This is a genomic window from Halomonas sp. PAMB 3232 (assembly GCF_031954225.1).
Lineage (GTDB): Bacteria > Pseudomonadota > Gammaproteobacteria > Pseudomonadales > Halomonadaceae > Vreelandella.
Genome location: NZ_CP134865.1, coordinates 3,430,357 through 3,457,256, shown reverse-complemented (window position 1 = coordinate 3,457,256; position 26,900 = coordinate 3,430,357). Strand labels below are relative to the sequence as shown.

General features: G+C 60.0%; 27 protein-coding genes. 8 read left to right on the top strand and 19 right to left on the bottom strand.

Translation table 11 applies throughout. The annotated features are described in order from the left end of the window. Positions 1-46: 46 nt before the first annotated feature. From RN346_RS15830 to RN346_RS15810, 5 genes are all read right to left on the bottom strand, one after another. Complete coding sequence (locus RN346_RS15830; protein ID WP_252105909.1) at positions 47-940, bottom strand: metal ABC transporter permease; 894 nt, start codon at positions 938-940, stop codon at positions 47-49. Continuing rightward, complete coding sequence (locus RN346_RS15825) at positions 924-1,658, bottom strand: ATP-binding cassette domain-containing protein (protein ID WP_311961686.1); 735 nt, start codon at positions 1,656-1,658, stop codon at positions 924-926. Before RN346_RS15825 ends, RN346_RS15830 begins: the two co-directional genes overlap by 17 nt. Further along, complete coding sequence (locus RN346_RS15820; protein WP_252105911.1) at positions 1,655-1,804, bottom strand: hypothetical protein; 150 nt, start codon at positions 1,802-1,804, stop codon at positions 1,655-1,657. Before RN346_RS15820 ends, RN346_RS15825 begins: the two co-directional genes overlap by 4 nt. A 133-nt stretch (positions 1,805-1,937) precedes the next feature. Continuing rightward, positions 1,938-3,680 carry an HD domain-containing phosphohydrolase gene (locus tag RN346_RS15815; protein ID WP_311961685.1) on the bottom strand — a complete coding sequence of 581 codons (1,743 nt, stop codon included), beginning with the start codon at positions 3,678-3,680 and terminating at the stop codon, positions 1,938-1,940. A gap of 131 nt (positions 3,681-3,811) precedes the next feature. After that, positions 3,812-4,465 (bottom strand): hypothetical protein, encoded by a 654-nt coding sequence (locus tag RN346_RS15810; RefSeq protein WP_311961684.1) that lies wholly within the window; start codon positions 4,463-4,465, stop codon positions 3,812-3,814. Between the two features lie 160 nt (positions 4,466-4,625). On the opposite strand from RN346_RS15810, the gene RN346_RS15805 reads away from it, so the two are divergent. Then, on the top strand, positions 4,626-4,787 hold the full coding sequence (locus tag RN346_RS15805; RefSeq protein ID WP_263585860.1) for a hypothetical protein: 162 nt from the start codon (positions 4,626-4,628) through the stop codon (positions 4,785-4,787). Between the two features lie 613 nt (positions 4,788-5,400). On the opposite strand, the gene RN346_RS15800 is transcribed toward RN346_RS15805, so the two are convergent. Together RN346_RS15800 and RN346_RS15795 are read right to left on the bottom strand one after the other, a co-directional pair. Beyond that, positions 5,401-6,369, bottom strand: coding sequence for a HEPN domain-containing protein (locus RN346_RS15800; protein WP_311961683.1), 969 nt, complete (start codon positions 6,367-6,369; stop codon positions 5,401-5,403). Positions 6,370-7,384: 1,015 nt separating this feature from the next. Further along, the gene (locus RN346_RS15795; protein ID WP_263585862.1) at positions 7,385-7,690 is read right to left on the bottom strand and encodes a hypothetical protein; all 306 of its coding nucleotides are present in this window, start codon (positions 7,688-7,690) and stop codon (positions 7,385-7,387) included. A 609-nt stretch (positions 7,691-8,299) separates the two neighbouring features. Here RN346_RS15795 and glnA point away from each other — a divergent pair. The 4 genes from glnA to ntrC all read left to right on the top strand — a co-directional run bounded on the left by glnA (position 8,300) and on the right by ntrC (position 13,026). Next, a complete protein-coding gene (gene glnA, locus RN346_RS15790) occupies positions 8,300-9,706 on the top strand; it encodes a glutamate--ammonia ligase (RefSeq protein ID WP_263585863.1) in 1,407 nt (468 codons plus the stop codon). Between the two features lie 77 nt (positions 9,707-9,783). Next, positions 9,784-10,329, top strand: coding sequence for a DUF4124 domain-containing protein (locus RN346_RS15785; protein WP_311958901.1), 546 nt, complete (start codon positions 9,784-9,786; stop codon positions 10,327-10,329). Between the two features lie 211 nt (positions 10,330-10,540). Beyond that, positions 10,541-11,599 (top strand): nitrogen regulation protein NR(II), encoded by a 1,059-nt coding sequence (glnL, locus tag RN346_RS15780; RefSeq protein ID WP_311961682.1) that lies wholly within the window; start codon positions 10,541-10,543, stop codon positions 11,597-11,599. After that, positions 11,596-13,026, top strand: coding sequence for a nitrogen regulation protein NR(I) (gene ntrC / locus RN346_RS15775; RefSeq protein WP_263585866.1), 1,431 nt, complete (start codon positions 11,596-11,598; stop codon positions 13,024-13,026). The genes glnL and ntrC overlap by 4 nt, the downstream gene beginning before the upstream one ends. A gap of 51 nt (positions 13,027-13,077) precedes the next feature. On the opposite strand, the gene RN346_RS15770 is transcribed toward ntrC, so the two are convergent. After that, positions 13,078-13,593 (bottom strand): YqiA/YcfP family alpha/beta fold hydrolase, encoded by a 516-nt coding sequence (locus RN346_RS15770; protein ID WP_409335804.1) that lies wholly within the window; start codon positions 13,591-13,593, stop codon positions 13,078-13,080. A 2-nt stretch (positions 13,594-13,595) separates the two neighbouring features. After that, on the bottom strand, positions 13,596-13,730 hold the full coding sequence (locus RN346_RS15765; RefSeq protein ID WP_263585868.1) for an entericidin A/B family lipoprotein: 135 nt from the start codon (positions 13,728-13,730) through the stop codon (positions 13,596-13,598). An 853-nt stretch (positions 13,731-14,583) separates the two neighbouring features. Here RN346_RS15765 and RN346_RS15760 point away from each other — a divergent pair. Continuing rightward, positions 14,584-14,718, top strand: coding sequence for a hypothetical protein (locus RN346_RS15760; protein WP_263585869.1), 135 nt, complete (start codon positions 14,584-14,586; stop codon positions 14,716-14,718). Between the two features lie 86 nt (positions 14,719-14,804). On the opposite strand, the gene RN346_RS15755 is transcribed toward RN346_RS15760, so the two are convergent. The 6 genes from RN346_RS15755 to kynU all read right to left on the bottom strand — a co-directional run bounded on the left by RN346_RS15755 (position 14,805) and on the right by kynU (position 21,135). Then, complete coding sequence (locus RN346_RS15755; RefSeq protein WP_311961680.1) at positions 14,805-16,262, bottom strand: sodium/glutamate symporter; 1,458 nt, start codon at positions 16,260-16,262, stop codon at positions 14,805-14,807. Positions 16,263-16,362: 100 nt separating this feature from the next. Continuing rightward, positions 16,363-16,902, bottom strand: coding sequence for a phosphatase PAP2 family protein (locus tag RN346_RS15750; RefSeq protein ID WP_311958899.1), 540 nt, complete (start codon positions 16,900-16,902; stop codon positions 16,363-16,365). Beyond that, complete coding sequence (locus RN346_RS15745) at positions 16,865-18,028, bottom strand: glycosyltransferase family 1 protein (RefSeq protein WP_311961679.1); 1,164 nt, start codon at positions 18,026-18,028, stop codon at positions 16,865-16,867. Before RN346_RS15745 ends, RN346_RS15750 begins: the two co-directional genes overlap by 38 nt. Positions 18,029-18,183: 155 nt before the next feature. Continuing rightward, positions 18,184-19,044 (bottom strand): tryptophan 2,3-dioxygenase, encoded by an 861-nt coding sequence (gene kynA, locus RN346_RS15740; protein ID WP_311961678.1) that lies wholly within the window; start codon positions 19,042-19,044, stop codon positions 18,184-18,186. Next, positions 19,037-19,903, bottom strand: a complete 867-nt coding sequence (locus RN346_RS15735; protein ID WP_311961677.1) for an alpha/beta hydrolase — start codon at positions 19,901-19,903, stop codon at positions 19,037-19,039. Before RN346_RS15735 ends, kynA begins: the two co-directional genes overlap by 8 nt. Next, positions 19,903-21,135, bottom strand: coding sequence for a kynureninase (gene kynU, locus RN346_RS15730; protein WP_311961676.1), 1,233 nt, complete (start codon positions 21,133-21,135; stop codon positions 19,903-19,905). Before kynU ends, RN346_RS15735 begins: the two co-directional genes overlap by 1 nt. 129 nt (positions 21,136-21,264) lie before the next feature. Here kynU and RN346_RS15725 point away from each other — a divergent pair, with 129 nt between their 5' ends. Further along, positions 21,265-21,732: an Lrp/AsnC family transcriptional regulator gene (locus RN346_RS15725; RefSeq protein WP_311961675.1), complete on the top strand. Its 468-nt coding sequence runs from the start codon at positions 21,265-21,267 to the stop codon at positions 21,730-21,732. Positions 21,733-21,994: 262 nt separating this feature from the next. Further along, on the top strand, positions 21,995-22,999 hold the full coding sequence (locus tag RN346_RS15720; protein ID WP_311961674.1) for a porin: 1,005 nt from the start codon (positions 21,995-21,997) through the stop codon (positions 22,997-22,999). A gap of 106 nt (positions 23,000-23,105) precedes the next feature. On the opposite strand, the gene RN346_RS15715 is transcribed toward RN346_RS15720, so the two are convergent. The 4 genes from RN346_RS15715 to phnD all read right to left on the bottom strand — a co-directional run bounded on the left by RN346_RS15715 (position 23,106) and on the right by phnD (position 26,799). Further along, complete coding sequence (locus RN346_RS15715) at positions 23,106-24,185, bottom strand: aldo/keto reductase (protein ID WP_311961673.1); 1,080 nt, start codon at positions 24,183-24,185, stop codon at positions 23,106-23,108. 94 nt (positions 24,186-24,279) lie between these two features. Next, the gene (gene phnE / locus RN346_RS15710) at positions 24,280-25,092 is read right to left on the bottom strand and encodes a phosphonate ABC transporter, permease protein PhnE (RefSeq protein ID WP_311958894.1); all 813 of its coding nucleotides are present in this window, start codon (positions 25,090-25,092) and stop codon (positions 24,280-24,282) included. 11 nt (positions 25,093-25,103) lie between these two features. Beyond that, positions 25,104-25,904 (bottom strand): ATP-binding cassette domain-containing protein, encoded by an 801-nt coding sequence (locus tag RN346_RS15705; protein WP_311961672.1) that lies wholly within the window; start codon positions 25,902-25,904, stop codon positions 25,104-25,106. 10 nt (positions 25,905-25,914) lie between these two features. Beyond that, on the bottom strand, positions 25,915-26,799 hold the full coding sequence (gene phnD / locus RN346_RS15700; RefSeq protein WP_311958892.1) for a phosphate/phosphite/phosphonate ABC transporter substrate-binding protein: 885 nt from the start codon (positions 26,797-26,799) through the stop codon (positions 25,915-25,917). Positions 26,800-26,900: the final 101 nt, after the last annotated feature.

The following is a 26,900-nucleotide window of genomic DNA, read 5'->3' as shown; positions in this document are numbered from 1 at the left end:
CTCCTGATACGTGGTTAATGAGCGGCTGCTGCCGGGCGCCTGTGCGCTAGGGCAGCTCGGACGCCGCCTCGAGCGGCGCCGTTTTACGCCGCAGCCTGGCCGCCAGGCTGTGATAGCGGCCAAACAGTGCCGAGAAAAAGTACGCTGAGCCTGCCAGCAAAATGATGCTCGGCCCCGACGGAATATCCAGGTGGTAAGAGAGCAAGAGCCCACCGGTGCTGGCGAGCATGGCCAGCACCACCGCGATGCCCATCAGCCCTTCCAGGCGCTTGCTCCAAAAGCGCGCGGCGGTGGCGGGCAGCATCATCAGGCCCACTGCCATCAGCGTGCCCAGCGTTTGGAAACCCGCGGTGAGGTTGAGCACCAAAAGCCCCAAAAATACGCTGTGCACCCAGCCGTTTCGCCGGCTTTGGCCGCGCAGAAACAGTGGGTCCAGACACTCGACCACCAGCGCGCGGAAAATCCAGGCCAGTGTGACGACGATCAGCGTGCTGATGCCGGCAATGAGCAGCAGGGCCGTCGAGTTGATCGCCAGAATCGAGCCAAACAGCACATGGGTAAGATCCACGCTGCTGCCGCCAATCGAGATCAGCATGACCCCGGCGGCCAGCGAAATGATGAAGAAGCTCGCCATGGCGGCGTCCTCACGCTGGCCGCCCATTTTCGATACCGCCCCGGCCAGCAGCGCCACCATGAGCCCGAACAGCACGCCGCCAATACTCATCACCGGCAGCGAAAAGCCGGCCAGCAGAAACCCGAGCGCCACGCCCGGCAGGATGGCGTGGGCCATGGCGTCGCCGATCAGGCTCATGCCGCGCAGCACCAGAAAGACCCCCAGCGGCGGGGCGGCGATCGAAAGGGCCAGCCCGCCCACGACCGCGCGGCGCATGAAGCCGTAGTCGAACGGGGCGATCAGCCAGGCGTTAAGCAGTTCCAGCATGCTGACCTCCCAGCGTGAAGGAGAGAGAATGCGCGGGCAGGTGCGGCTCGGCCATCGCTTCCGGCGCCATCCAGCGGCCATGCCCCTGGCTTATGATCAGGACCTCGTCGGCCAGGCGCTTGAGGTGATCCATGTCGTGCAGCACGATGATCAGCGTTACGCCGCTTTCTGCCATCTGACGAAAAATCGTGATCAAAATATCGACCGTCTCGCGGTCCACGTTGGCAAACGGTTCGTCGAGCAGCAAAAGCTCCGCTTCCTGCATCAGCGTGCGGCCGATCAGCGCGCGCTGGCGCTGGCCGCCGGAAAGCTCGCCCAGCGGCCGGTGGGCCAGGTGCGAAATGCCGAGCCGCCCCATGATGTCGCGCCCCTTGCGGTAGTGGGCCGCGCAGTACCCCTTGAGCGCCCCGTGGCTTGGCCAGGTGCCGGTCATCACTAGCTCTTCGACGCTCATCGGAAAGGTCAAGTCGAGCGCCAGCTGCTGGGGGAGCCAGGCGCGCCGCTCAGGGGCGATATCGCACTGTACGTGGCCGGACACCGGGCGCAGTTCGCCCATGATGGCCTGAATCAGCGTGCTCTTGCCCGCGCCGTTAGCGCCAACCAGCGCGGTGATCGCGCCGGGGAGAAAGTCGCCGTGCAGGTGCTCGAGCACCATGCGTCGACCCTGGGCCAGGTGCAGGTCGTCCAGCTTTAACCGCGTGTGATCGCGATGGCTCATTGCGCCCACCCGCCGGCCCAGAAAACCAGCAGCCACAGCGCCAGCAGCGGTACGGCGACCAGCAGCAGACGTTTGGTGGCGGATAGTGACATCAGTGAGAAGTGGCAGGGCCCTTCGCGATTGTGGCGGTGCGGGTGGTGGCTCAACGTCTCTCTCCTCGGCGACGGATTAGGTTATAACATAACATGCAAAAATGCCAAAAAATTGCCGAGTATTTTACCCGCTTGCAGGGGCGTGGCAATCTCCGCGTGCACTGCGCGGCTGGCAAGCAAAAACGTTTTAAAGGTCGTGAAGGTGGGGCAGGGCGGCCCCGGTCAGCCGGCCGAGCTGTTCGAAATCCAGGCGACCGACCTCGTCGTCGTAGAACGCATCGTCCCAGCGCAGGTTGCGAATCACGCGCACCCGGTTGGGCTGGCCACGCTCGTCCACGCCCAGCACCCACGCCAGGTAGCCGTTGGAGAACTCGACCAGACTGCCCAGCGGGTAGAAACCATGGCGCTGCACGTAGCGGGTCACCCAGTGCTGATCGAACCGCGCCGGGCGATTGTAAAGATAGCGGTAGGCCTGAACGGCACTCAGCGGCGGTCGGTCGCCGCGGGCGCGCGTCATGGCATCGATTACGTCGATGACCGCTGCCATGCGGGCGATGGGCGAAAGCGCTTGCTCCTCGACACCGCGCGGATAGCCCGAGCCATCCAGCCGTTCGTTGATGGCGCCGATGATATCGCGCTCCAGCGCCTCGAACGGGTAGTTCGCCTTTGAAAGCGCGCTCATCAGCACCGTCACGTGGGCCTGCAGGCGCTGGCGCTGCGGCTCGCTCATCTCGCTTTCGAGCGACGGCAGGTTCTCGTCGATCAAAAGCGCCTTGCCCATGTCATGCATGAGCGCGGCGCGCACCGCCCGATGGGTATGCGCGGCAAAAGAGGGCTCCGCCAGCATCAGATCCGCCAGCTTGCCCGCCACGCCGAGCGAGTGCTGCAGCCAGCCCGGCTCGTGGGTCAGGCACGTCAGGCCATAAAAGAGCGCCTGGCGGTCCTCGCCGTGCAGTTTGATGAGCCGGTTGGCGCTACGCTCCAGCCGCTCGATCGGCAGCGGCTGGCCGCTTTGCAGGGCCAGCAAAAAAAGGTGCAGATCGCGGGTGATCTTTTTGAGCAAGGCGACCACTGGCGTTGAGCGGCGCCGCTTTTCGCGCCTTGATCGCTTTCGCGTGTCCGGCGCGGTGTAAAGCGCGGAAGGCGAGGCCAGCCGCGAGCCTTCGCCACTGCGCCAGGCGATTTCCCGCTGCGTCGTGGACACGATATCCATGAGCTGCTGCTGATGGCCAAGATCGAGGGGCTCGAACGCCAGCCCGACCGCTGCGTCGTGCGTATCGACAACCGGTGTGACGTGGCGCACCGACGCGCCGATGGAGAAGCGCTCGCCGTTGGGAAAGGTCAGCGTCACGTGGGGAACGAGTGTTCCTTCGATTAACGGCACGCACTCGGCCAGCGGCAGTTGAACGAGGCACCCGCCGCCGGAAATGTCGCGCAGTGTCGACGCAAGAGGCGGCTGCCCTTCGAACAGCGTTAGCGCCGCCTCGACGCTCATGTCCCGGCGCAGCGCAATGCGTGTATGCCCCCGACGTGCGGCGGTCGTCAATCGCCCGGGAAGCGCTCCCCATAGCTTGAGCGCCTCGCCCGCACGCTCGCTTCGGTGCACCTCGATACGCTCGAAGCTCAGCTGCTGATCGTTTTCCGCCTTGAGTATGATGCCGTGCTGATCGAGCGTGGCGGGGCTTAAGCTGCCTGCATCGGTAATGGTCAGCAAAAGCTCCTCGTTTTCAAGGCTCACCGCCTCCAGGTGCGCCGGGTAGTCTGTTGCCTGATCACCAATGGCCACCGTGAGCGCGTGGCGACGATCATCCAACCCCACCAGCACCCGAGCGATATGCGCTTGATCAACGATCTGTACGTGCCCCGTATCGCTTTGCGCGCTACTGCCTGAACCGTTGCCTGTCACGCTTTCTGACACTACCGTTTCCATGGCCGTCTCGTTGTTTTATTGGCGCCTGTTGGATGTCTGGCCGGCGCTCTTCTCTTTTCGTTACTCAGGACTTGTTTTCGTTACTAAGTACTCGTTTTCGTTGAGCAATACGCGTGATCGTTGACCAGGACTCAGTAGCGCCAGGTCGCGCCGAGCTGGTTGGGCGCTACGGTCAGGGCGTACTCGCCTTCCAGCGTGATCGGCCCCATCGACACCCGCGCCGGCTGAAAGCGATTGATGGCGGATGACGCCTGATTCGGCTGCGTCCAGATCTGCAGCTCGTTGACCAGCATGCCCGAGGCGAAGTTGAGCGCCGCGTCATCACCGCGCCCGTCGGCGGCGATCACCCCGGCGGCCAGCCCATTTACCACCAGCGACCCTACCCGCGCGCCCCACCCGCGCCGCTCGCGCTCGGCGCGGGCAAGCTCGAGGCCCAGCGCCTGCACGCCGCTCAAATCACCGCTCGCCTTCAAGCGCTCGTAGCGCGCCAGCGCCGCCGGGTGCGGCTGACGATCGGTGAACATGCCGCCCAGCGCCAGCGCGGACTTCACCGCGCCCACCCGTGCATCGAACCGATCGTCGGAATCGCTGGCCTCACTCGACTGGTAAACGTTCACCGCCAGGCTTGTGGCGTAGATGCCGCTCCACCCCCACTGCCAAAGATTCGCCTGACGCGCGCCGTTTTCGAACACGTCGTCATAGGCCGCCCAGTCACTGGAAGACTGCGCAAAAGCGGGAAGAGTGAACGCGCACGCAAACGCGCAGAGCCAGAGACGTAGCCGCATGATCGAAAGCCTATAAGGAGGAAAAAGTAACGCTAAGCGTAGCACGCCCGGCCTAAAGCGACGGTTGAAACGCCTCTTTTCCAGGCTTAAGTATGACGAGGATTAATGGCGTTTGAGCAGCGCGGATGGTTAGATGATGAAAAAGACTTAGGGGCGCCCCATGGATGACGTTTCGTCGAATGACCTGAAGACCATCCTGCACTCGAAGCGGGCCAATCTTTACTACCTGCAGCACTGTCGCGTATTGGTCAACGGCGGCCGGGTCGAGTACGTCACCGATGAAGGCAGCGAATCGCGCTACAAGAATATTCACCATTGCTAACATCACCTCGGGTCTGACGGGTGGGTAAATCATGTTTACGCCGAGTCCTTGGTCCCCTGTGAGCGCGCTTCGACACACCAGTTATTGTGCAAGAGAACGTACATTGGACGATACTGAAGCTTAGCGCAGTTCTTTGCTTTAGCTTTTGGGCTGCCGATTTTGCGCTTCACTCGCTTGACGAGCTTCTTGTAGGTATTGGTCATAGTGAACCCTTTCTTATTTTTCATTTATATGCAGTAATTTAAGCGGAGTATATTCCGCCCCTTAGCGAAGGGGGCCTACCTTAAGCTGATCACATTTTGGCCGTAGACCAAGTGTGAAAAATATATGGGATAAAAAAGATAAGGGATTGGTTTTTCATGGGAGGCCCATCTTAAGCGTGACCATTGGAAGTGCTGAAGGGGGTTCAAAAGACGCCACAGAATCATTCTTACGGCCAAGCTAACTCTGCGGTCTCACTTTATAAGATGCCGATTTTCACAGGCCTGTATTTCTTCCACTAAAAGCTTGGTCAGTTATTGAGTCTCTTGGTTCCTAATGGCCATATCGAGAGTAACCTCCGCATCTAAGCAAAAAATATTAAGCTGACGAGTTGACCGTCCATATAGCTCTTTTAAATACTTGCTATGTTTTTAATTCTAAAATCACCATTTTCTGAAATCTCAATAATATGGGAAACATTTTTTTTATCAAATAATGCGTCATTGCCAAAATCACACTGAAGAATTTCCATTCCTTGAAATACAAAAGGACCTATGCTTGCTAGTTTCTTCTCGTCTTTATAGTGTTTAACTTTTTCGAATAACTCGCTTAATGATGGCTCTCCATGCATTAGGAAATGTCGCCAACACATTATTTTATACAAAGGAGCTTCAATTAGAACCTGTCCACTACTTGGTGTGTCATCAGTGCTTGCTAATGCACCAATTATAATTCCAATGATTTGACCGAACATAAGTGCTGTTTTAAAAAGCTTAATGAAGTCATCATAATCTAAAGAGATTTTGTGGTTTGCGTTGTGAGTTATTTCATGCCTTTCATCATATAGTTTTTTCAGTGATGTCCTCCAAGATTTAAAGTAAGTAATCATAGATAGTTGTGCTAATTTTGTTTCATTTTCGAATATAAAAGCATGTGTGTTATATTCGTCAATAACCGTAAGAAAATTCTTTTTGTATAACGGATAAAAAGCTTTTTTAACTCCATCTAAGTTTTGAAAATTCTGTATCGAGGCTAAATATTCATGCAGAATATAAGGCTCACTTCTAAGTTCCTTGATATATTCTGTGTATTTTTCATGTGTTCTCTTTAAAATTTCTTCTTCGAAGCCGTCTATGTTTACTAAACAAGTTATGAAAGAATCTCTTGTGAAAGTTTCAAGTGCTCGTACAGTAAAAACAATAGATTGCATTAAAGCCAGTTCTGTCGAATCACTTTTAATTCTTGGTTGGTTATGTGAGAAATATATGAGAAGACAGTTTTTTCCAACATTGTGCATTGATCTTAAAAAAGAGAAGGTGTGTGAAGAGTAGTTGCTCCTGTCAAAATAAAGCTTGTTTTTTTTACTGATATTAATTTCCATATATTTATATCCAGTAAGCGTGGTTGAGAATAGCATATACGCATGCAGAAGTAGGTGAGAAAATATTTTATTTAACGCAAAGTGCTGTAAGTGACTTACGACTCATTTCTTTTGCTTTTTTTAGCATGCTAAGTTGCTCGTGCCAATTCTTTGTCATTTCTACTTAAAGCGCGTCTTATTAATCTAAGTATCACTGCATCACAAAACGCCGATTATCAATGTATTGCGCTTAATTGTATACCCCCAGCCACCCCCGTCTCCTTATGAGCGAGCTGAGTCTCCATGAGTATAAAAATTGAGATACAGCATGCCAAGCTTCACTAGCCTTCGTTCAAAGCCATCTTCAGGAGCGCCAGTTTAGTCATGTTCTCGCTCAATACGTAGTGGTGGAATTTTTGTCCTAAGAAGACTACACACTACTGATCTGTCTATGAACGAAATTCTTTCAACGATTCGAGGGTTTGAGTATCTAGCGAAATAACATGGACCTGGCGAGCATTCATTTTTATTCACCAGAGTGCGTCAGGTACTATCTTGAAGTAAAATTTAATGTCACTCGTCAAAACGAACCATGCTAGGTCTTGAAGCAGTACTTAGTATCATTCAGATGGTTTTAAGGGTAGTGGTACGTGGTTTAGAATGGCTCAGTGATCATAAGAAGCTCGAAAAATTGAACCTCGACTAATGCGGACAGCGCTGAGAAAGTACCGTTTTACCTGATGGTTTTTTATGTGGCGTCGCTAATTATATGCCTAAAGTTAAGTATAAAAAATGGCATGCAGAAACGATGGATGCAAAATGTAATACGGTGGAAGCCAGGGCAATTAAAAAGTCGATAGTACTTGATCTAGAAAGCTTGAAACGAGGTAAGTAATCTAAAGTATTTAATTTAATACGGACAAGGACTTGAGTTTTTACTTTGGCTTGTAAAAACCTGTTAAAGGATTAACCCCACCGTTCAAGGAATCCAAGCACTCAAACGGTGGGGCCATACTAGCGAGAAGGAAGCTTAACGTTATTTCTCGCCCTCATCCCAGTGTTCCATCGCGCGCTTGTCATCGGGCAGGCGGACGATGTCGTCGAGGCTGAGTTTGCCGTGGGTTTTGAAGCGGTGGCCGTGGGCGTCGAGGATGGCGGCGACGCTGCCAACGCTGACCCCTTCGTCTTCCCGGTAGGTTTCCACCTTCACCCGCACGATACGGTTTTGGTAACGGGCGGAGAGGATGTCGCCGCGGCGGGGGGCGTCGTGGTTCGGGTCGTTCTTGAAGTATTCCGATACGCTGGTTTTGCCTGGGTCGTCCCATTCGATGTGTTGATGCATTCTGCGGGTCCTTTTACCGGGTGAATGATGAGCTTAGTGTAGTTTGTAATGTCGGCAATCGGCCACCTGTGGCCTTTTTCATTAGAGGCCCCGTGGAATCGCCTTATCGAAAGGCGGTGGCACGCATCATTTTTAGGCGCAAAGGCGTTTGATTGTTTCGTTCTGGCTATTTCATCAACAGCTATGCACTTTTTTGGTTCAAATTTTAACTGAGTGATCGTTTGTGGTGCGTTTTTCGCTTTGTGGGCGCAGGCTGGAAGCGAGCCAACCGCGTTATGCATCGAGGTTGCACCGCCAATAAATTGAAAAAACTTTTCAAAACAGTGTCTTGTTATAGGGCATGCCATATTGGTGCAAAGTTGGCACGCTACATGCTTACTAAAAGGCAACGGCTGGCGTCGTAGGCAAACGCTTTTGGGCGTGCTACAACGAGAGCCGGTTTACCTTGAATCGCAGGTGTCAGGGCGGGAGTCAGCGCCTATCACGCGAACAAACAACGAAGGCGTGGCTTACGCACGTTGCGTACGACGGCTTTGTTCAACAATACGTTTAATCGATCGCTTACAGTACACGCTTTAAGCCACGCTCATACCGGAGACGGAGAACAGTATGTCAGCCAAGACGCTCGCGCTAATCGAAGAAAATGAAGTCAAGTGGGTAGATCTGCGTTTCACCGATACGCGCGGTAAAGAGCAGCACGTCACCGTACCGGCACGGGACGTCGACGAAGAGTTTTTTGAAAACGGCCAAATGTTCGATGGCTCTTCCATCGAAGGCTGGAAGGGCATCAACGAATCCGACATGATTCTGCGTCCCGAAGACGGCACCGCCTTCCTCGACCCCTTCACCGAAGACGCGACCATCATCCTGCGTTGCGACATCATCGAGCCGGCTACCATGCAGGGCTACGATCGCGACCCGCGCTCCATCGCCAAGCGCGCTGAAGCCTACCTCGAGTCCACCGGCCTTGGCGACACTGCCTTCTTCGGCCCGGAACCCGAGTTCTTCATCTTCGATCAGGTACACTGGAAAACCGATATCCAGGGCTCCATGTTCAAGATCAGCTCTGAAGAGGGCGCCTGGGCGACCGATAGCGACGTTGAAGGCGGCAACCTTGGCCACCGCCCGCGCGTGAAAGGCGGCTACTTCCCGGTACCCCCGGTCGACAGCTTCCACGACATTCGTGGCGCGATGTGTAACACCCTGGAAGCGATCGGCCAGTCCGTCGAAGTGCATCACCACGAAGTAGCGAACGCCGGCCAGAACGAAATCGGCGTGAAGTTCAACACGCTGGTGAAGAAGGCCGACGAAGTTCAGGAAATGAAGTACGTGATCCACAACGTGGCGCACGCCTACGGCAAAACCGCCACCTTCATGCCGAAGCCGCTGGTGGGCGATAACGGCTCGGGCATGCACGTGCACCAGTCGTTCTGGAAGGATGGTGAAAACCAGTTCGCCGGCGACGAGTACGCGGGTCTTTCTGAAATGGCGCTTTACTACATCGGCGGTGTGATCAAGCACGCTCGCGCCCTGAACGCGTTCACCAACGCGTCGACCAACTCCTACAAGCGTCTGGTGCCGGGTTTCGAAGCGCCGGTCATGCTCGCCTACAGCGCGCGTAACCGCTCTGCCTCCATCCGCATTCCGTACACCGCGAGCCCGAAAGGCAAGCGTGTCGAAACTCGCTTCCCCGACCCGACTGCCAACCCGTACCTGGCGTTCGCGGCGATGCTGATGGCCGGTATCGACGGCATCAAGAACAAGATCCACCCGGGCGACGCGATGGACAAGAACCTGTACGACCTGCCGCCGGAAGAGGGCAAGGCCGTACCGACCGTCGCCAACAGCCTGGATCAGGCGCTGGAAGCGCTCGACGCCGACCGCGCGTTCCTGACCGAAGGTGGCGTGTTCACCGACGACATGATCGATGCCTACATCGAGCTCAAGATGGAAGAAGTCACGCGCATGCGCATGGCCACACACCCGATCGAGTTCGACATGTACTACAGCTGCTAAGCAGCGGCCCACCTCACCTTCGAGGTGTATTGGCTCCAAACCCCGCCTCGGCGGGGTTTTTTTATGGGGGAATCGCCATGAAAGCGACATTCGATCGGTGGGCGCGCCGGGCCAAAGCGCCAATGCTTTGCGTCCTGGCGGGGAGCCTGACGCTGTGGCTGGCAGAAAGTCCGGCCCAGGCGCAAACGGTGTACCGTGTGGTCGATGAGAGCGGCCGGGTGACCTACACCGACAACCCGGAAAGCGGTGGCGAGGCCGTGACGCTGGCGCCACTGCCGAGCGTGCAAGGCGCGCCGCCGCCTCCGCCGTCACGCAGCCAGGCGCGGCCCGGTCAGCCCTTCATGCCCTATGACCGGTTCGCGATCGAAAGCCCGGCGCCCGGCACGCGGCTCGACGACACGATGACGCCGGTGGATGTGCGCGTTCAACCGCCGCTGCGCGAGGATCACCAGATTCGGCTGCTGGTGAACGGCGAGATCAGCCAGTCGGCGCTACACAGCGACGCCTTCTGGCTCACCGGGCTCACTCAGGGGGCGCATCGGCTGGAAGCCGAGCTGCTCGACAGCCAGGGGCGGGTTCAGCACCGCACCGAAGCGGTGAGTATCATCGTCGCGCCGCGATAATATGCACTAAAATAGTGCATTAGCGTCGTGTGAATTTTACGCCGCGTTGCAATGGCGCATCGTTTTGCGCCGCCTTGAGGCGATTAATCCATCAGGGGCGCGATCGATGCGCGATTGGCGCGCTTTTTGCACTTTCAGTGCATGCGCTTGCGACCCAACGTTTGAACCTCGCAGCGTCACGCGACTTACCCAAGGCCCCTCAGGACACGCCATGTATCAGCGTTTACTCGAACATCTCACCACCGCCGTACTGCTGCTGGATGGTGAACTGCGCGTTGGCTGGATGAACCCTGCCGCTGAAGCGCTGTTGGCCGTGAGTATCAGCCGCGTGAAGGGCATGAGCCTGGATACCCTTTTGGGCTGCGGCGAAAGCGTCGATAGCGTGTTGGCCAAGGCGCGCGACGCCTTTCATCCCTACACCCAGCGCGAGGCGCGCATTACGCCGCTCAACGGCGAGCCGCTCACGGTGGACTACACGGTCACGCCGCTCTCGGCGGATGAATTGCTGCTGGAAGTCGAACCCCGCGACCGTTTGATGCAGATCTCCCGCGAGGAGGCGCTGACGACCCGCCAGGAGACCATCAAGGTGCTGGCTCGGGGCCTGGCCCACGAGGTGAAAAACCCGCTGGGCGGTATTCGCGGCGCCGCCCAACTATTGGAGCGCGATCTTGATGATCCGGCGCTGCGCGAGTACACCCGTATCATCGTCGAAGAGGTCGACCGGCTGAAGGACCTGGTAGATTCGATGCTCGGCCCGAATCGTATGACTCGCTATGCCCCGGTCAATATTCACAAGATTCTGGAGCGGGTGCGGGCGCTGCTGCTGGCCGAACACCCGACGGTGACCATCACCCGCGACTACGACCCGAGCCTGCCAGAGCTCTCCGGCGACGAGTCGCAGATGATTCAGGCGGTGCTGAACGTGGCGCGCAACGCCGTGCAGGCGATGACCGAAGCCCGGGTCGAGGCGCCGGAGCTGGTGCTGCGCACCCGCGCCAAGCGCCAGTTCACCCTGGGCGCGGAGCGCCACCGGCTGGTCAGCGAGGTAGGCCTGATCGACAACGGCCCCGGCATTCCGGAAGCCCTGCGCGCCACGCTGTTTTACCCCATGGTCTCCGGGCGCGCGGAAGGCAGCGGCCTGGGCCTCTCGATCGCTCAGTCGATTCTGCATCAACATCACGGATTGATCGAATGCGACTCACACCCGGGACGGACTGAGTTTCGTCTTTTAATTCCGCTGGTTAATCCTCTTACCGGAGACGCGTCATGACTGAGACGACACACGCCGATGTTTCACGGGTCATCATCGTCGACGACGACCGCGCCATTCGCTGGGTGCTGGAGCGCGCCCTGGCGCAGCCGGACCTTGACGTGGAATGTATCGAACGCGCCGACACCGCCCTCGAGCGGCTTTTGAACGACCCGCCGGACGTGCTGGTCACCGATATCCGCATGCCGGGCATCGACGGGCTGGATTTGATGTCGCGCGTACGTGAAGCTCATCCGGATTTGCCGGTCATCGTCATGACCGCCCACTCGGATCTGGACAGCGCCGTGGCCTCCTACCAGGGCGGGGCGTTCGAGTACCTGCCCAAGCCTTTCGATGTGGACGAGGCGCTGGCGCTGGTGCGCCGCGCCGTGGCCCACGCCCGTGAGCGCCAGCGCCCGGTGAGCGTGCCGGAGGGGCTCAACGCCGAGATCATCGGCGAAGCGCCCGCCATGCAGGAGGTGTTTCGCGCCATCGGCCGGCTGTCGCACTCGCATATCACCGTCTTGATCAACGGCGAATCCGGCACCGGTAAGGAGCGAGTCGCCCAGGCGCTTCACCAGCACAGCCCTCGGGCCGGCAAGCCGTTCATCGCGCTGAACATGGCCGCCATTCCCCGTGACCTGATCGAATCCGAGCTGTTCGGCCACGAGAAGGGCGCCTTTACCGGCGCCAACGCCCTGCGCCAGGGGCGCTTCGAGCAGGCCAACGGCGGCACGCTGTTTCTCGACGAGATCGGCGACATGCCCGCGGAAACCCAGACGCGGCTTCTGCGCGTGCTGGCCGACGGCGAGTTCTACCGCGTCGGTGGGCACACCTCGGTGAAGGTGGACGTGCGCATCATCGCCGCGACGCACCAGAACCTGGAGTCGCTGGTTGACGAAGGGCGTTTTCGCGAGGATCTGTTTCACCGCTTGAACGTCATTCGCGTGCACCTGCCCAGGCTTTCCGAGCGCCGCGAGGACATCCCCAGGCTTACGCGCCACTTTCTCGCCGAAGCTGCCAAGGAGCTCGCCACGGACATCAAGGTGCTCACTTCTGATGCCGAAACGCACCTGACCAAACTGGACTGGCCGGGCAACGTGCGTCAGCTCGAAAATATCTGCCGGTGGCTTACGGTCATGGCGTCGGGCCGCGAAATTCTGATCGAGGATTTACCGCCGGAACTTCGCACCGTGGGCGCTTCGTCAGTCAGCGCGCAGGGCGACTGGCGCAGCGCGTTTCGTGGTTGGGCGGATCACGCGTTGGCCGAAGGCCATACGCACCTGCTGGAGGAGGCGGTGCCGGATTTCGAGCGGATCCTGATCGAAACCGCGCTCAAACATACCGGCGGGCGCAAGGGCGAGGCCGCCGAGCTTTTGGGATGGGGGCGCAACACGCTCACCCGCAAGCTGAAAACGCTGCTGCCGGCGCTGGCCGACGAGGCTTGAGGCGAGCCGCTTGGCATGCCGTCAGACCGATACGTGACGTAAGGTGAGGGCTTACGCTGTTTGGCAAAGCGCCAGAAACTGCTCGAAATCGCGCAGAATCAGCGGAAGGCTCGCGTGCAGGCGGTGGTCGTCGTCCACCATGCGAAGCGACAGCCGCTGGCGGTGGGCGTGCTCGATCACCGGCTCACAAGGCACCACGTCGTCACGCCAGCCGTGAATGATGTGGGTGTGGCGGGCGCCAAGCGTAACCGTGGTTTCAGGGTAGTCCGGCATGCCGAGCGCCGGCGCCAATAAAAAGCACCCGAGTACCGGGTGGCGCTGGCTGACGGCGGCGCTCAAAAAACCGCCCAGACTCGACCCGGCCATGATGCAGTGAGCCGGGTCGTCGCCGCGGGTTTCAAGCGTCGCCAGCAGGTGAGTAAAGCGCGCCTGATGACTTGGCTGGTCGCGGTAGTCCATCACGACCGCCTCGCAATCCTCACGGGCTTCCACCACGCGCTTGAGCGCCTGTACTTTCAGCGCCTCGGGCCCGCTTTCGAGCCCGTGGGATAGATAGACATGGGTCAGCATTAATCCTCCGCCGCGTCCTGAACGACCTTGCCTCCCTGTTCGATATCGCGGCCCATTCCCTGGAACGTATTGCAGCCACTTACCATGAGAAGCGTCATCAAAAGCGAAAGACCCAAAGCAATAGAGCGTTTCATTGGTGTGTATCCGTCGTTAAAAATAGTCGTTGTGCGAAAAGCCTTTACCGGCAGGCGCATGGAGCCGGGCGATGGCCGCCTCATTTGAAAGGCTGCCTTGGCTAACTTTAGCCAGCAATGCCCGCTTTGGTAAGCAAAACTTACGGCTTTCATGCATCGAAAAGCGCGGCTAAAACCGCTGCTTTTCGAGTCTGATCAGTAGGGGGCTGCCAAGTGAACGCGCGAACATCCATGCGACTTTGAGATCACGGCTTACTGCGAATAAATCGAAAGGCCGCTCGGCACTGAGCCAACGTGTCGTGCCGGGCCGTCGTTATTGTCGCATGTGCCACATCTATACAGATTAAAAGCCGTTATAGGCACTGTTGAGTTCGATGGTGTAAAGCAGTTCGATGCTTCAGGGTTATGATAAATAAGAGTTTTATTGCTTTTTATTCGATGTTGGCCCGCTCCCTGCAGCATCAAGGCAAGAGCTGCCGCAATGAGTTAGTAAAGCTTAATCGGTTTGAGCAGGCTACAGAAGAGACAGGATGGCATGGAGCCAAAGGGAAACGGATTTTTACGGACACTAGTCTGCTCACTCTTATCGGCGCAAGGCGGCGCCGACATCACGGCCAGGGAGCGGCGGCGATGCAAACTGGCCATTTCGTTTTTACGAGATGGCTTTTTTGCGTTCACAGGAAAGTGCTAATGATCTGATATTTATACGCATTTGTTCATCGAGTGGTGGTAGGGAAGTGTCTGTATAAAATTTTATACGGATGGGTATCCCGTTTTGGTCTATCCTCAGGGATAAACCAACCCAGCAGCTAGAAAACGTCAACGTTCAGCTGCCTACTCAGGGACAAGCGTCATGGCAATGGCTCTCATGTTCGTCATGTTTATTTTGTTTTTAGGGTTTTCCGGGGTGGGTGTTTACGTCATGGTCAAGACCTCATCCAGAACGGCTCAGGAAAAGCTCGACGACCTCCCGCCGGATCTCAAGTAAGCCTTCATTTTCTTTTATCCGCCATTACCCACTTTCAACGACTGGCGCCCGCGTTTGCGGGCGCCAGTCGTTTCGTTGGGCGCTTTTCAGCGCTGATCGCCTTGCCAGCGCCCCCTGCCGCGATCAGGTACCATGCGCCCGAAGTACAGAAGCCCGAACGCCAGCCAGCCAAGCGTTAGCACGGTGGTAAGAATCAAGACGGCGAGCGCGCCGAATTCGGCGATCAGGGGCAGGGCGGCGGCGGTGAACAGCCCCCCACCCACGATCGGCTCGAACATCAGCTGCTTGTAACCAAAGCTTTCGAGGGCGCCGGACTCGTTTTTGGGGTCGGCCATACGCATGAGCAGAAGCCCCGTTACCGTGACCCCCATGGACTGGCCGAAGTCGCCGATGCCACGCTCGAACCAGTGGTGGGGAATGATGCGCGGCGCCAGCACGATCAGCACGAAAAGCCCCCAGGCGATGCCGGCAAAGGCCAGCAGCAAAAAGGGAATCAGGTACTCGCTGAGCGTGGTCAACGACAGTGTAGCCAGCGCCGCCACGATGGTGAAATCAAGCGCAGTTCCCGCGATACGCGACATGGTGCGGGTGGAGACATGGCGCTCCAGATTAAAGCGCATGACGATCAGCTGTACGATCACCCCGCCGATCATGGCGATGGGGAAAAGCGGTACGTGAGCCAGAATTTCGAGCCCGCCGTTTTGCGCCCAGGTCACCTGCTCGATCCATCGAAGCCCGGACAGCAGCAGCCAGCCGATCACGATCGCCACCCCGACCAGCCCGATATGCAGGCTCAGCGGGTCGGTGGTGCCGGCTTCCTGGGTCAGATCCTTTTTGAATTCGCTGAACTCACCGGCCGAGGGGCGCTCTTCGTCGCGAAGGGTCTCGTCTGGCGCTCCCTCCTCTTGCTGCTTTTCTGGCGTCACGACGCCGCGGCGCGCGGCGATATTGATCATCAGCGTGCCGATCAGTACGCCAGAGACGATCCCGACCGTGGCAAGCCCGAGCGCGAGATCCGCGCCCTCCTCGAAACCCAGCTCCGCGAAGGTGTCGCCCATGCCGGCGGCGGTGCCGTGGCCGCCTTCGAAGCCGATTTCGATCAGCGCTCCGGCCATGGGGTTCATGCCAAACACCGGGGCCAGTACCAAAAGCGCAAGTGACAGCCCCACCACGTATTGCCCCCAGGCCATGGTCTGTCCCACCACGACCTGGGGGCCGGCGCGCATCCAGATCGTTTTAATGCCGGGAATGGTCTTGCCGATGAACAGCGCCGCGAACACCACGTTGATCAAAAGCCCGGGCAGCGATGCCCAGCTTTCCTGCACGTAAGCGGGAAAAAGCCCCGCGCTCTCTTCGAACACCTCGGGCATGAAGCGGCCGAGCACGTCCGGGCCCATCAGCAGGAGCAGCAGGCCAGCGATCACGGAGCTTGGAAGGAAAAGGCGTCTGAGCCAGCCGATTTTCAGGCGAAGGGCGTTGCTGAGTAGAAGCGCCAGCCCAATGAGGACCAGCGCAACGAAGAGGTCACCGACGGTCATGGTCATGTCATCACTCCCTGATGAGCAGGATAGGCGCCGACGTCGCTAAAGAATACGTAAGCACTCCGAGTGAGTTAACCGTAGTGGTTTTTTAATCAAAGCGCTATCAGGGCACCAGATAAAGGCTGAGCAGCGCAAAGCCGTAGCCGATCAGCGCGCCCGCCAGCACATCGCTTGCGTAGTGAAGCCCAAGCCCTACTCGCGAAATCGCGATCAGCGCGCTTAACGGCAACACGACGACCAGAAGCCAGGGCGTGTGGGCGGCGACCATCACACTGAACATCACCGCGTGCATGGTGTGCCCGCTTGGAAAGCTGTAGCGGTCGCGGGCGGGTTCGCCGCAGTGAACGCCGCCCAGATAGGTGATGAACGGGCGCTCGCGGCAAAGCCGGGTCTTGATCAGCCGGTACACCGTCAGCGCCAGCAGCGCGATGGCGCTGTACTGCAGCATCCGCTGGCTGCCATTTGGAGTGAGCCAGGGTTGGGCGGCAATGAGCGCCACCCACACCGGCCAATCGCCCAGCCGGCTGGCGGTTTGCAGTACGCGCCGCCACACCGGGTTCAGCGAAAGCCGAGTGACGCGCTGGCAAAAGCGCCACTCCCACGTATCAAGACGATCGAATGCGACAAGCGGGCGAGAGCGCATGATGTGCCTCCTGGGCGGTATGCAGGTAACGCTTGAACTGTTCGGCGATGCCACTCCAGCTGTGCTCCAGCACGCTGAGCCGGGCCGTTCGGCCCAGACGGGCGTAGTCGGCCGGGTGCTGGCAGAGTTCGGCGGCGGCCTGATGAAACCCCCTGGGGTCGTCGGGGGCGATACTCAGGCCGTTATGGCCGTGCCGAATCAGCTCGGCGCTGGCGGCGTGATCGAAGGCCACTACCGCCAGGCCGCTGGCCATGGCCTCGGTGATCACGTTACCCCAGGTTTCGGAAAGCGAGGGAAACACGAAGATATCGGCGCTGGCGTAGTGGCGAGCGAGACTCGGCTGATCCAGAAAGCCGGTGAAGTGGGCCTGGGGGAGCGCCTTTTGCAACTGCGCCCGCGCCGGGCCGTCGCCGACGATCACCTGCGCCATGTCCGGGCGCACCTCGCGCATGGCCTGAAAGGTCTCGACCAGCAGCGTCAGGTTTTTCTCTGCCGCCAGTCGCCCGGCGTAGAGCGCCACGCTCTGGTGCTCGTTCACACCCCACTGATCGCGCAGGGTGTCGTCGCGGTGGGCCGGCGAGAAGTGCTCGCCGTCGATCCCGCGGGAGAGCACGCTGACATCGCGAATGCCCGCCTTGTGCAGGGTGCGGGCCTGGGCGTGGGTCGGCACCAGCGTCAGCGCGCAGCCGTTGTGGAAGTGACGCAGGTAGCGAAGGGTCGCCGCGCTCAGCCAGCCGATGCCGTAGTCATGGCAGTAGTGGTCGAAGTTGGTGTGCCAGCCCGCCACGCAAACGATGCCGAGCTTGCGCGCTACCCGCCGGGCGGCCAGCCCCAGCGGGCCTTGGGTGGCGAGATAAACCGCATCCGGTGGATGCTTTTTCCAGAATCGCGTGAGCATTCCAGGCGTTGCCAGGCCCACCTGAACCTCGGCGTAGCCGGGTAGCGGCAGCCGGTAAACCTGAAGCTCTTCCCCCGCTGTCGATCGCGGCTTTTGGGCTCGCGGGGCGGGGCGCACGACATCGACCTGAACGTCCAGGCGGTCGAGCTCGCAGGCCAGGCGATTGAGCGTATGGGCCACACCGTTGATATCCGGTGCCCAGGTTTCACTCACAATACAAAGCCGCATCGCTTTCGTCCCCTGCCCAAGGTGTGCTCCCAGTGTGGCAAGAGACGATGACAGCGACGGGACAATCAGGTGACGAACGCGTGACAGGCGAACGCCGCTCGCCGGGCCCCTGACGCGCTATTAAAGCGCGGGTATTGGGGCGGCGCCGAAGGCGGTTAGAGGTCGGCTCTCACCGACCAGAGCTCCGGAAAGAACTGCAGCTCCAGCGCTTTCTTGAGATAGCCCACGCCCGAGGTGCCGCCGGTGCCGCTGCGCTGGCCGATGATGCGCTCCACCGTTTTCATGTGGCTAAAGCGCCATTTGTGGAAGTTGTACTCGGTATCGATCAGCTTCTCGGCAAGCTCGTAGAGATCCCAGTGGCGCTCCGAGTGGCGGTAGATGGTCGACCAGGCGGCCTCGACCTCGGGTGAGGCGACGTAGGGTGTCGACCAGTCGCGCTCAAGCGACGACGCCGGCAGCTCGAAGCCTCGCCGCGCCAGTAGCTGCAGACAGACATCGTAGAGGCTGGGGGCGGCAAGTACCTCTTGCAGCCGCTGGTAGTGGGCCGGGTGGCGGCGGTGCGCTTCGGCCAGGCGGGGGTGCTTGTTGCCGAGCAGAAACTCGAGCTCGCGGTACTGATACGACTGAAACCCCGAACTCTGGCCCAGGCTGTCGCGAAAGGCGAGATAGTCGGAAGGCGTCATGGTGGCGAGCACTTCCCAGGCGTTGATCATCTGCGCCTGGATGCGTGCCACCCGGGTGAGCATCTTGAACGCCGGGCGCAGCGCATCGGTCTCGATCGCCCGGGCCGCCGCGTGGGCCTCGTGCAGGCACTGCTTCAGCCACAGCTCCGAGACCTGGTGAATGATCACGAACAGCATCTCGTCGTGCTGATCGCTGATCGGGTTCTGACAGGTGAGCAGCGGCGCCAGATCCAGGTACTCGCCGTAGCTCATGGGCTGGTCCCAGTGCACCTGCTGCTCGTTGTCCAGATTGACGGCGCCGCGCTCAGACGGGGTCGGCGAATCGTTATGCATGGGGAATATCTCCCGTGTCGTGCTCGAGTGCCGTATCGGCGTACTCGAGAATGTCGAAATGGTCACGTTCGGCTAGCAGGGTAATCGTCGCCGGCACGCCCTCGCGGCGGGCCTTCGCCGCCAGCGCCTCGCCCTGCTGCTGAAACACCGGCGGGTCCTGCTCGCCGTGAATCAGCTCCAGCGTCGGTAGCCCGGTCAGTGGCAGGCACAAGGGGCTCAGCCGGGTCGCACGATCCTCATCAAGGTCGAGCGGCCGAGCGATCGAGGTGCCGAGCAGCGGACGCAGGTCGTAGACGCCGCTGATCAGCCACAAGGCTTCGATCGCCTGGCGGCACGCCGGCGCAAGGCCGCTCATCAGCGCCAGGTGGGCGCCGGCGCTGTGGCCACCAAGGCGCACCCGGTCGCTCAACCCCAGCGTCTCGCGCTTATCGAGCAGATAGCGCACTCCGCGGATGCTCTCCCCAATCTGCGTCTCCAGCGAGGCGTCCGGGGCCAGCGGGTAGTTCAACGAGGCAAAGGCCCAGCCGCGCGCCAGCCAGCGCTCTGCCATGAAGTCGGTGGCGGTAGCGTCGAGCGCCTGCCAGTAGCCGCCGTGAAAAAAGATCATCAGCGGCCAGGGGCCGTCGCCCGCCGGGCGATGCAGGTGCAGCCAGGCGTGGTCCGCGTCGCCATAGGCCAGGCGCAGGGGCGGGTACCGCTCGCGAAGCGTTCGGCCCTGTTCGGCCTGCTGTGCCAGGCTCGCATCGGCATCGCGCGCCCACTGGCTGGGCGAGTGGGCATGCTCGCGCGCCTCTAGACTCTGTTCACCAGGGTTCTGTCCATCGAGATTCTGCTCTTCGAGACCCGGCCCGTCCTGCATCAGGTCACCTCCGTGCGGGTCTGAAAGCGCGGGTCGCGATACTCGCCGCTCTCGACGACCTCGCGGAACTGATCGGCGGCGTGCCAGACATCGGCGTGGCTGAGATAGAGCGGGGTGAAACCAAAACGCATCAACCCGGGCTCGCGGTAGTCGCCGATCACGCCGCGTTTGATCAATGCCTGCACGATGGCGTAGCCGTGCTCACGCTGCACCAGGCCCACCTGGCTTCCGCGCTGGGCCGGGGCGGGCGTGATGTCCTCGATGCCGTGGGCCTCGAAAAGATCGGCAAGGCAGGCGCGAAACAGATCGGTCAGCGCCAGGCTTTTGACACGTAGCGCCGCCATGTCAACGTGTTGCCATAGCGTCAGCGAGGCTTCGAGCGGGGCGTAGGCCAGCGCCGAGTGGGTGCCGGTACGAAAACGCGTCATCCCCGAGGCGGGCGCGTAGTCGGCGTCAAAAGCGAAAGGTTTGGCGTGGCCGTGCCAGCCCGACAGCGGCTGCCATCCGGCCTGCTGGCAATCGCTGCGCACGTAAACAAAGCCGGGCGCGCCCGGGCCGCCGTTGAGGTACTTGTAGGTGCAGCCAACAGCGTAACGGGCGCCGCTGCCGGCAAGGTCGACCGCCAACGCGCCTGCCGAGTGGGCCAGATCCCAGATCACTTCGGCGCCCTTTGCGTGAACGCGGCGGGTGACCTCCGCCATGTCGCGCAGCTGGCCGGTACGGTAGTTGACCTGACTCAGCACCACCACCGCGACCTGATCGCTCAGATGCTCCTCAAGCGCTGCACCTTCGGGCAGTACGCGATGCTCGAAGCCGGCGCTGTGGCAAAAACCCTCGGCGATGTAGCCATCGGCGGGGAAGTTGCCGCCTTCACTAAGGATGATCGGCCTGGCGCGCCCCTGGGACTCGGTGATGTAGCCCAGCAGCTTGAACAGGTTGAGGGTAATGGTATCGCTGACCAGAACCTCACCCTCGCCGGCGCCGATCAGCGGTGCCAGCAGGTTGCCAAGGCGCTCGGGGGCATCGAACCAGCCCTGGTTCCAGCCACCGATCAGCGAGTCGCGCCACTGGTCCCGCGTCACATCGAGGGCCTCGCGGGCGGCGTTTGGCTGCGCGCCCAGCGAGTTGCCATCGAGATAGAGCATGCCCTCGGGCAGAGCGAAGTGGGCCTTGAAATCGGCAAGCGTGTCCTGGTCGTCCAGCGTTTGGGCGTCGGTGAGCGTGGGGCGCATCGGCATATCCTGTCGTGTCGAAGAGTTGCCCCTAGTGTAAGACGAGCGGCGCGCTGCCGATTTGCTTTGTTTTGCGTATTATTGGCAGTTAATGAAAAGTAAACGAAATTTTCCAAGGAAATATGCAATATGTATGCGCCTGACGCCTTTGATCGCCGTTTGCTGCATACCCTGCAGCGTTCGCCCCGACAGACGCTTACGGAGCTGGCCGAGCGCGTGAACCTCTCCCCCAGCCAGTGCTCGCGACGCATTGCCCGGCTCGAAGCGAACGGGGTCATTCAGGGCCACGCCTTGCGGCTGGCGCCGGAGGCGCTGGGGCTCATGGTGACGGCGTTCATCACGATATCGATGGACAAGTCACGGCTGGGCTCACCGCGTGAAACGATCGCCTCATTGCTGGCCCGCGACGAAGTGATCGATTGCCACTCCACCACCGGAAGCCACGATTTCATCCTCAAGGTGAAGGTGGCGGATCTTGCCGAGCTTTCCCACTTTCTGTCGTCGGTAGTGAGTCCGATTCCGGGGGTACTGAACGTTGAAACCCAGGTGGCGCTGGAGTGCTTCAAGGAAGCCGGCCCGCTTAAGGTCATGTATTGAACACGGCCTTGCCGCAAACGTGTTCACATACCGTGCTTACACGCTAAATATTTAATTCGTATTAAAAAATAAAAACATTAGTAAATGTTGATTTTTATTCTCTCATCCATGAAACGTTAAGATTTATGTCATACAACTCCGTTAGGGTTTCCATCGCCAAGGGACAGGCCGTTGATCGAGTGGCGGATTCACTGCGCCGGCCACGCGCTTATTTTTAAAAGATCAGGCAGCACGACGGCTGCTCACTGCAATGGGAACGTTCATGTTTAAGAAAACGCTACTGGCGCTGACGCTGGGTGGTTTGTTCGCGGGCGCCACCGCTCAGGCCGCCACGGTTTATGACGAAGACGGCACGAAGGTCAACCTGTACGGCCGCATCGCCATGGGGTTCGAAGGCGGTGGTGTGGGCGACGGTGTGGACAACGGCGCGGAGTTTCGTGATTTCAGCTCACGCCTGGGCTTCAAACTGAGCCAGCAGGTCACGCGCGACTTGACCGCCTTTGGCCGCCTGGAGTGGCGCTTCAACGGTGACGAGCGCAGCCGCCCCGGCTTCAAGGAAGTGCGCAAGAGCTACATCGGTATCGAAAGCGACACCTTCGGTACCTTCACCGCAGGCAACTTCGACAGTTTCTACGATAACTACGTCATGACGCCGTTCGACGTGTACGTCGCCGAAGGCTACGAGTTTGCCGGTGGCGGCCTGCAGGCCCGCGGCGACTCGATCGGTTACGAGTCACCGAACCTCAACGGTTTCCAGGTCGTATTGGCGGTCAAGCATTTCTCCGAGCGCGGCCTGACTGAAGCTGAACAGACCGAGCGCGGCAGCGGCGTCTCTTCCCAGGGCGGCGTGGTCTATACGACCGGTCCGGTACGGCTGGCTCTCGGCGTGGTGGACGACGATATTCGCGGTGGCGGCAACAACCAGACCCGCGTGGGCGGCACCGCAGCCTTCGAGGTTTCCGAAGATTTCCAGCTGCGCGCAGGCTTTGAAACCCGCGATGACAGCGACGTCTACGGCGGTGGGTTCGACCGCTACGGACTTGGCGCGACCTACGCCTTTAACGCGACCGCCTTTTACGGCGATGTCTACCATATCGATGCCGACGACGTCGACGGGACGCGCAATGCCTGGGCACTGGGCACGCTGCATAACCTGACCGACAATTTCGATGTGTTCCTGGAGCTTTACGACGGTGACCGCGACTCGGTCGATGAGATCGACGACGAAGACCTCTACTACGCTCTGGGCGCTCGCTACTACTTCTAACGTGCCGGTAATTCGGGCGCCATTTCAATGAGGTAGGGCGCCGGTAGGCGGGCACTGTTGATCGATCCTTTTGGCCGGTACGGGCAGTCGTACCGGCCTTTTTGCATCAGCGCTCGTCGTCGCGCTGGTCGATGGTCTTTTTATAGCCGTCGATGAACGGCTGTTCGGCCCTGTCGATACGGTCCATACCGGCCACCACGCGGTGCCAGTAGGGGTACTGCGGCGCCGGGCGCGTGGCCGCCTCGATGCGCTCGACCTCCTCCGCTGTGAGCGTCATCTCGGCGGCCGCGAGATCGTCCTTTAAGTGCTCTTCACTGCGTGCGCCGACAATCAGGGATGTCACGCCGGGGCGGTCTTTCAGCCAGGCCAGGCAGGTGCGCGGAATCGAGGCGCCGTGGGCTTCGCCGATCTCGGCCAGAAGCTCGATGATGTCGTAAGCGCGCGCCATGTCGTGCACGTAGGGCTCCGGCCAGCCGTTGCCCTGGCGGGTGCCTTCCGGCGCCTTCTGGCCGCGGCGCACCTTGCCGTTGAAGAGCCCTTCACCCAGTGGCCCCCACACCAGCGTGCCGACGTTCTGATCGATGGCCAGCGGCATCAGCTCGTACTCCGCCTCGCGGGACTCCGGCGTGTAGTAGATCTGTTGGCTAATGGGCCCCGCCAGGTTATGAAGCTCGGCTTTGCCCAGCGTCTTCATCATTTGCCAGCCGGTGAAGTTGGAGGTGCCGTGGTAGCGGATCTTGCCGCTCTGAATCAGGTGATCCAGCGCGTAGAGCATCTCCTCGACCGGTGTGACGCCGTCCCAGTTGTGGATCTGGTAGAGATCGATATGGTCGGTGCCCAGACGCTTCAAACTCGCCTCGCAGGCCTGGATCAGGTGATAGCGCGAAAAGCCGCTGTGGTTGGGGTTATCCCCTAGCGGGCTTCGCGCCTTGGAAGCGAGGATGACATCCTGGCGCTTGTCGCCCAGGGCCTTGCCGACGATCTCCTCGGACTCGCCCATGGAGTAGAGATCGGCGGTATCGATCATGTTCACGCCGGCATCGAGGGCCATGTCGATCTGGCGTTTGGCGCCGTTTACATCGACGCTCGCCGCCTTCTCGAAGCCGCCGCTGCCGCCAAACGGTACGGTACCCAGCACGATTTCCGAGACCAACAGGCCTGAATTTCCCAACGGACGATATTTCATGTCGACACATCCCTGCTCAACGAAAGTGGTATTGCCTGAAGGCGAGCAATTAGCCTAGGAGATGCGCCGGGTTTGTCAAAGCGGCCCGTTTGGATCAGATGACACGCTTGCGAATCTGCGAGGAGAGCTGTTCAAAGCCGATCACCACCACCAGAATCAGCAGAATGATGGCCAGCGCCCGGTCATAGTTGAAAAGGCGCATCGAGGCGGCAAGCTCCACGCCGATACCGCCGGCGCCCACCAACCCCAGAGTAACCGCCGAGCGCAGCGCCTTTTCGACGCTATAAAGGCTGGTGGCGGTCATCGAGGCCAGGGTTTCCGGCAAAATCGCCCCGCCGATCACCGAGAGCTTGCCGGCGCCGGTGGCGCTTAGCGCCTCCGAAGGGCCGGGGTGAACCTCCTCGATGCGCTCGGAGAAAAACCGCGCCGCAAAGCCGATGGTGTCCATGATGATGGCGAGCACCCCGGCCATGGGGCCAAGGCCCACGGCGACGACGAAAATCAGCGCCCAGATCAGATCCGGGATGGTGCGCATGGTGGCGATCACAAGTCGTGCCACACTGCGCACCCAGGGGAAGGGCGAGGTGTTGCGCGCGGCCAGAAGCGCAAAGGGCACGCTCAGAATCACCCCAAAGGTCACGCCGACAATGGCGATATTGAGCGTTTCGAACATCGACCAGGCGAGCACGTCGAAGCGGCTGACGTCCGGTGGAAAGGCGCGGCCAACGAAATGGCCCAGGTTCACCGCGCCGCGTAGAAGCCGCTCCAGGGTGACATTGGTGCTCGAAAGTCCCTGAAGAAAAAGCGCCAGAAAGCCAAGGCCCAGCGCCCAGGTAAACAGCGAAGGCCGCTTGAAGCGTGGCGGTAGCGGCGTCGAGGCGCCGGCGGTAGAGGGTTGCTGTGACATGATCGTCTCGGTCAGGTAGCGGCGAAAGCGCCATGTGAGGACGGCGCGGCGGTCTGGTCGACGCGGGTGTCGCCCTGGTAGAGCGCGCGCATCTCATCACACGACGCCGTAGTGCGTGGCGTATCCAGCACTATCCGGCCCGCTTTCATGCCCACGATGCGATCGCCGTACTGCTTGGCGAGTTCGAGCTGGTGCAGGGTGCAAAGCACCGTCATGCCGCGCTCGATAACGACATCCAGCAACAGATCGAGTATTTCACGGCCCGCCCGGGGGTCCAGGCTTGCGATAGGCTCGTCGGCGATGATGATCTCGGCGTCCTGCATCAGCGTGCGGGCAATGGCGACGCGCTGCTGCTGGCCGCCGGAGAGCTCACGGCAGCGCGCCTCGGCCTTGTGGCCAAGCCCCACGCGTTCGAGCGAGACCATGGCGCGCTCACGCAGCGGCTCGCTTGCAAGCGAAGACAGCGTGGATAAAAGCCCCAGCCGCTCCCTGCCCAGCGCCCCGAACAGCACGTTTTGAAACACGCTCAGGTTCTGCACCAAATTGAACTGCTGGAACACCACGCCCACTTTCTGGCGAAGCGCGCGCAGCTCACCCCCGGAAAGCCGCGATAGCGGCTCTCCCAGCATGATGATTTCGCCCTGCTCGAAAGGCGTAAGGCCATTCAGGCAGCGCATCAGGGTGGATTTGCCGCAGCCGTTGGCGCCGAGCAGAATCACGCACTCGCCGCGGGCCACGGTCAAATCGAGCCCGCGCAGAACGTGGAGCTTGCCGTAATGCTTGTTGAGGCCGGTGGTCGAAATGGCGGTCATGGCGGCTGGCTCAAAGCGCGATGCCGGCGGCTTCGTAGGCGCGGCGGACGATATCGTAGTCGGCGTTGTCACGGTCGAAGCTCAGCGAGGAGTCGCGGTTCAGGAATTTGTCCTCGTTGCGCTCGGTGGCGATCAGTGCCTGCCAGAGTTCGTCGGCGTTGTCGCTCAGGGTATCGCGCAGCGCGCTCTTGCATGCCTGATCCAGCGAGCCGCGCATCACGACCGGATCACCCGGCAGCGCATCGCTCTGGGCGATTACGCGGTACTCACCAGTGGGATCCATGGCCTGGATTTCGTCGATATCGCGGTTGCCGCCGCCCATGGCGTCGACGTCACCGTTGACCAGGGCCGCGATGCGCGCATCCCCCGCCATGATGATGTCCAGGTCGCGGTCGATATCGAGCCCGGCGTCCACCAGCATCTGGCTCGGGAAGATATGGCCGCTGGTCGAGCCGACGTCCTTCAGCGCCACGCGGTGGCCTTCCAGGTCGGCAAGCGTTTCGATATCGCTGTCCGCGGGAACATAAAAGCTGCTGCCGTAGTGCGGGCGCTCGATGGTAAACAGAATTTCGATATCGCTCTCCCGGTCGAACAGCACGAACTCCGCAGGACCGGCAAACACCAGCTCCACGTCGTCGTAGGCAAGCGCGGTGCCGGCGGCGGTGCGGTTACTCAGGCTGAACATGGCAAGCTCAAGGCCGGTCGCGGCTTCGAACGCCTCGGCGAAAGGGCCGAAAGCCTCGGCCAGCGGGCCCATACCCTCGATGCCGGTATCCGCCATGCGAATCGGGTTCGGGCACACGTTGTTCAAGTCGTTCGCGGCGAAGGCGGCGGCTGAGAAAACGGTGGACGAAAGGGCAGCGGCAACAGCAGCGGCAAGCAGTGATTTTTTCATGAGAGCTCTCGGCAAAAGAAAGTATCGAGAGGCAATAGCGTGGCAGGCAAAGATGACAGTCGTGTGTAGCCGGGTTGACCCAGCGTTGACGCCGATTTTCG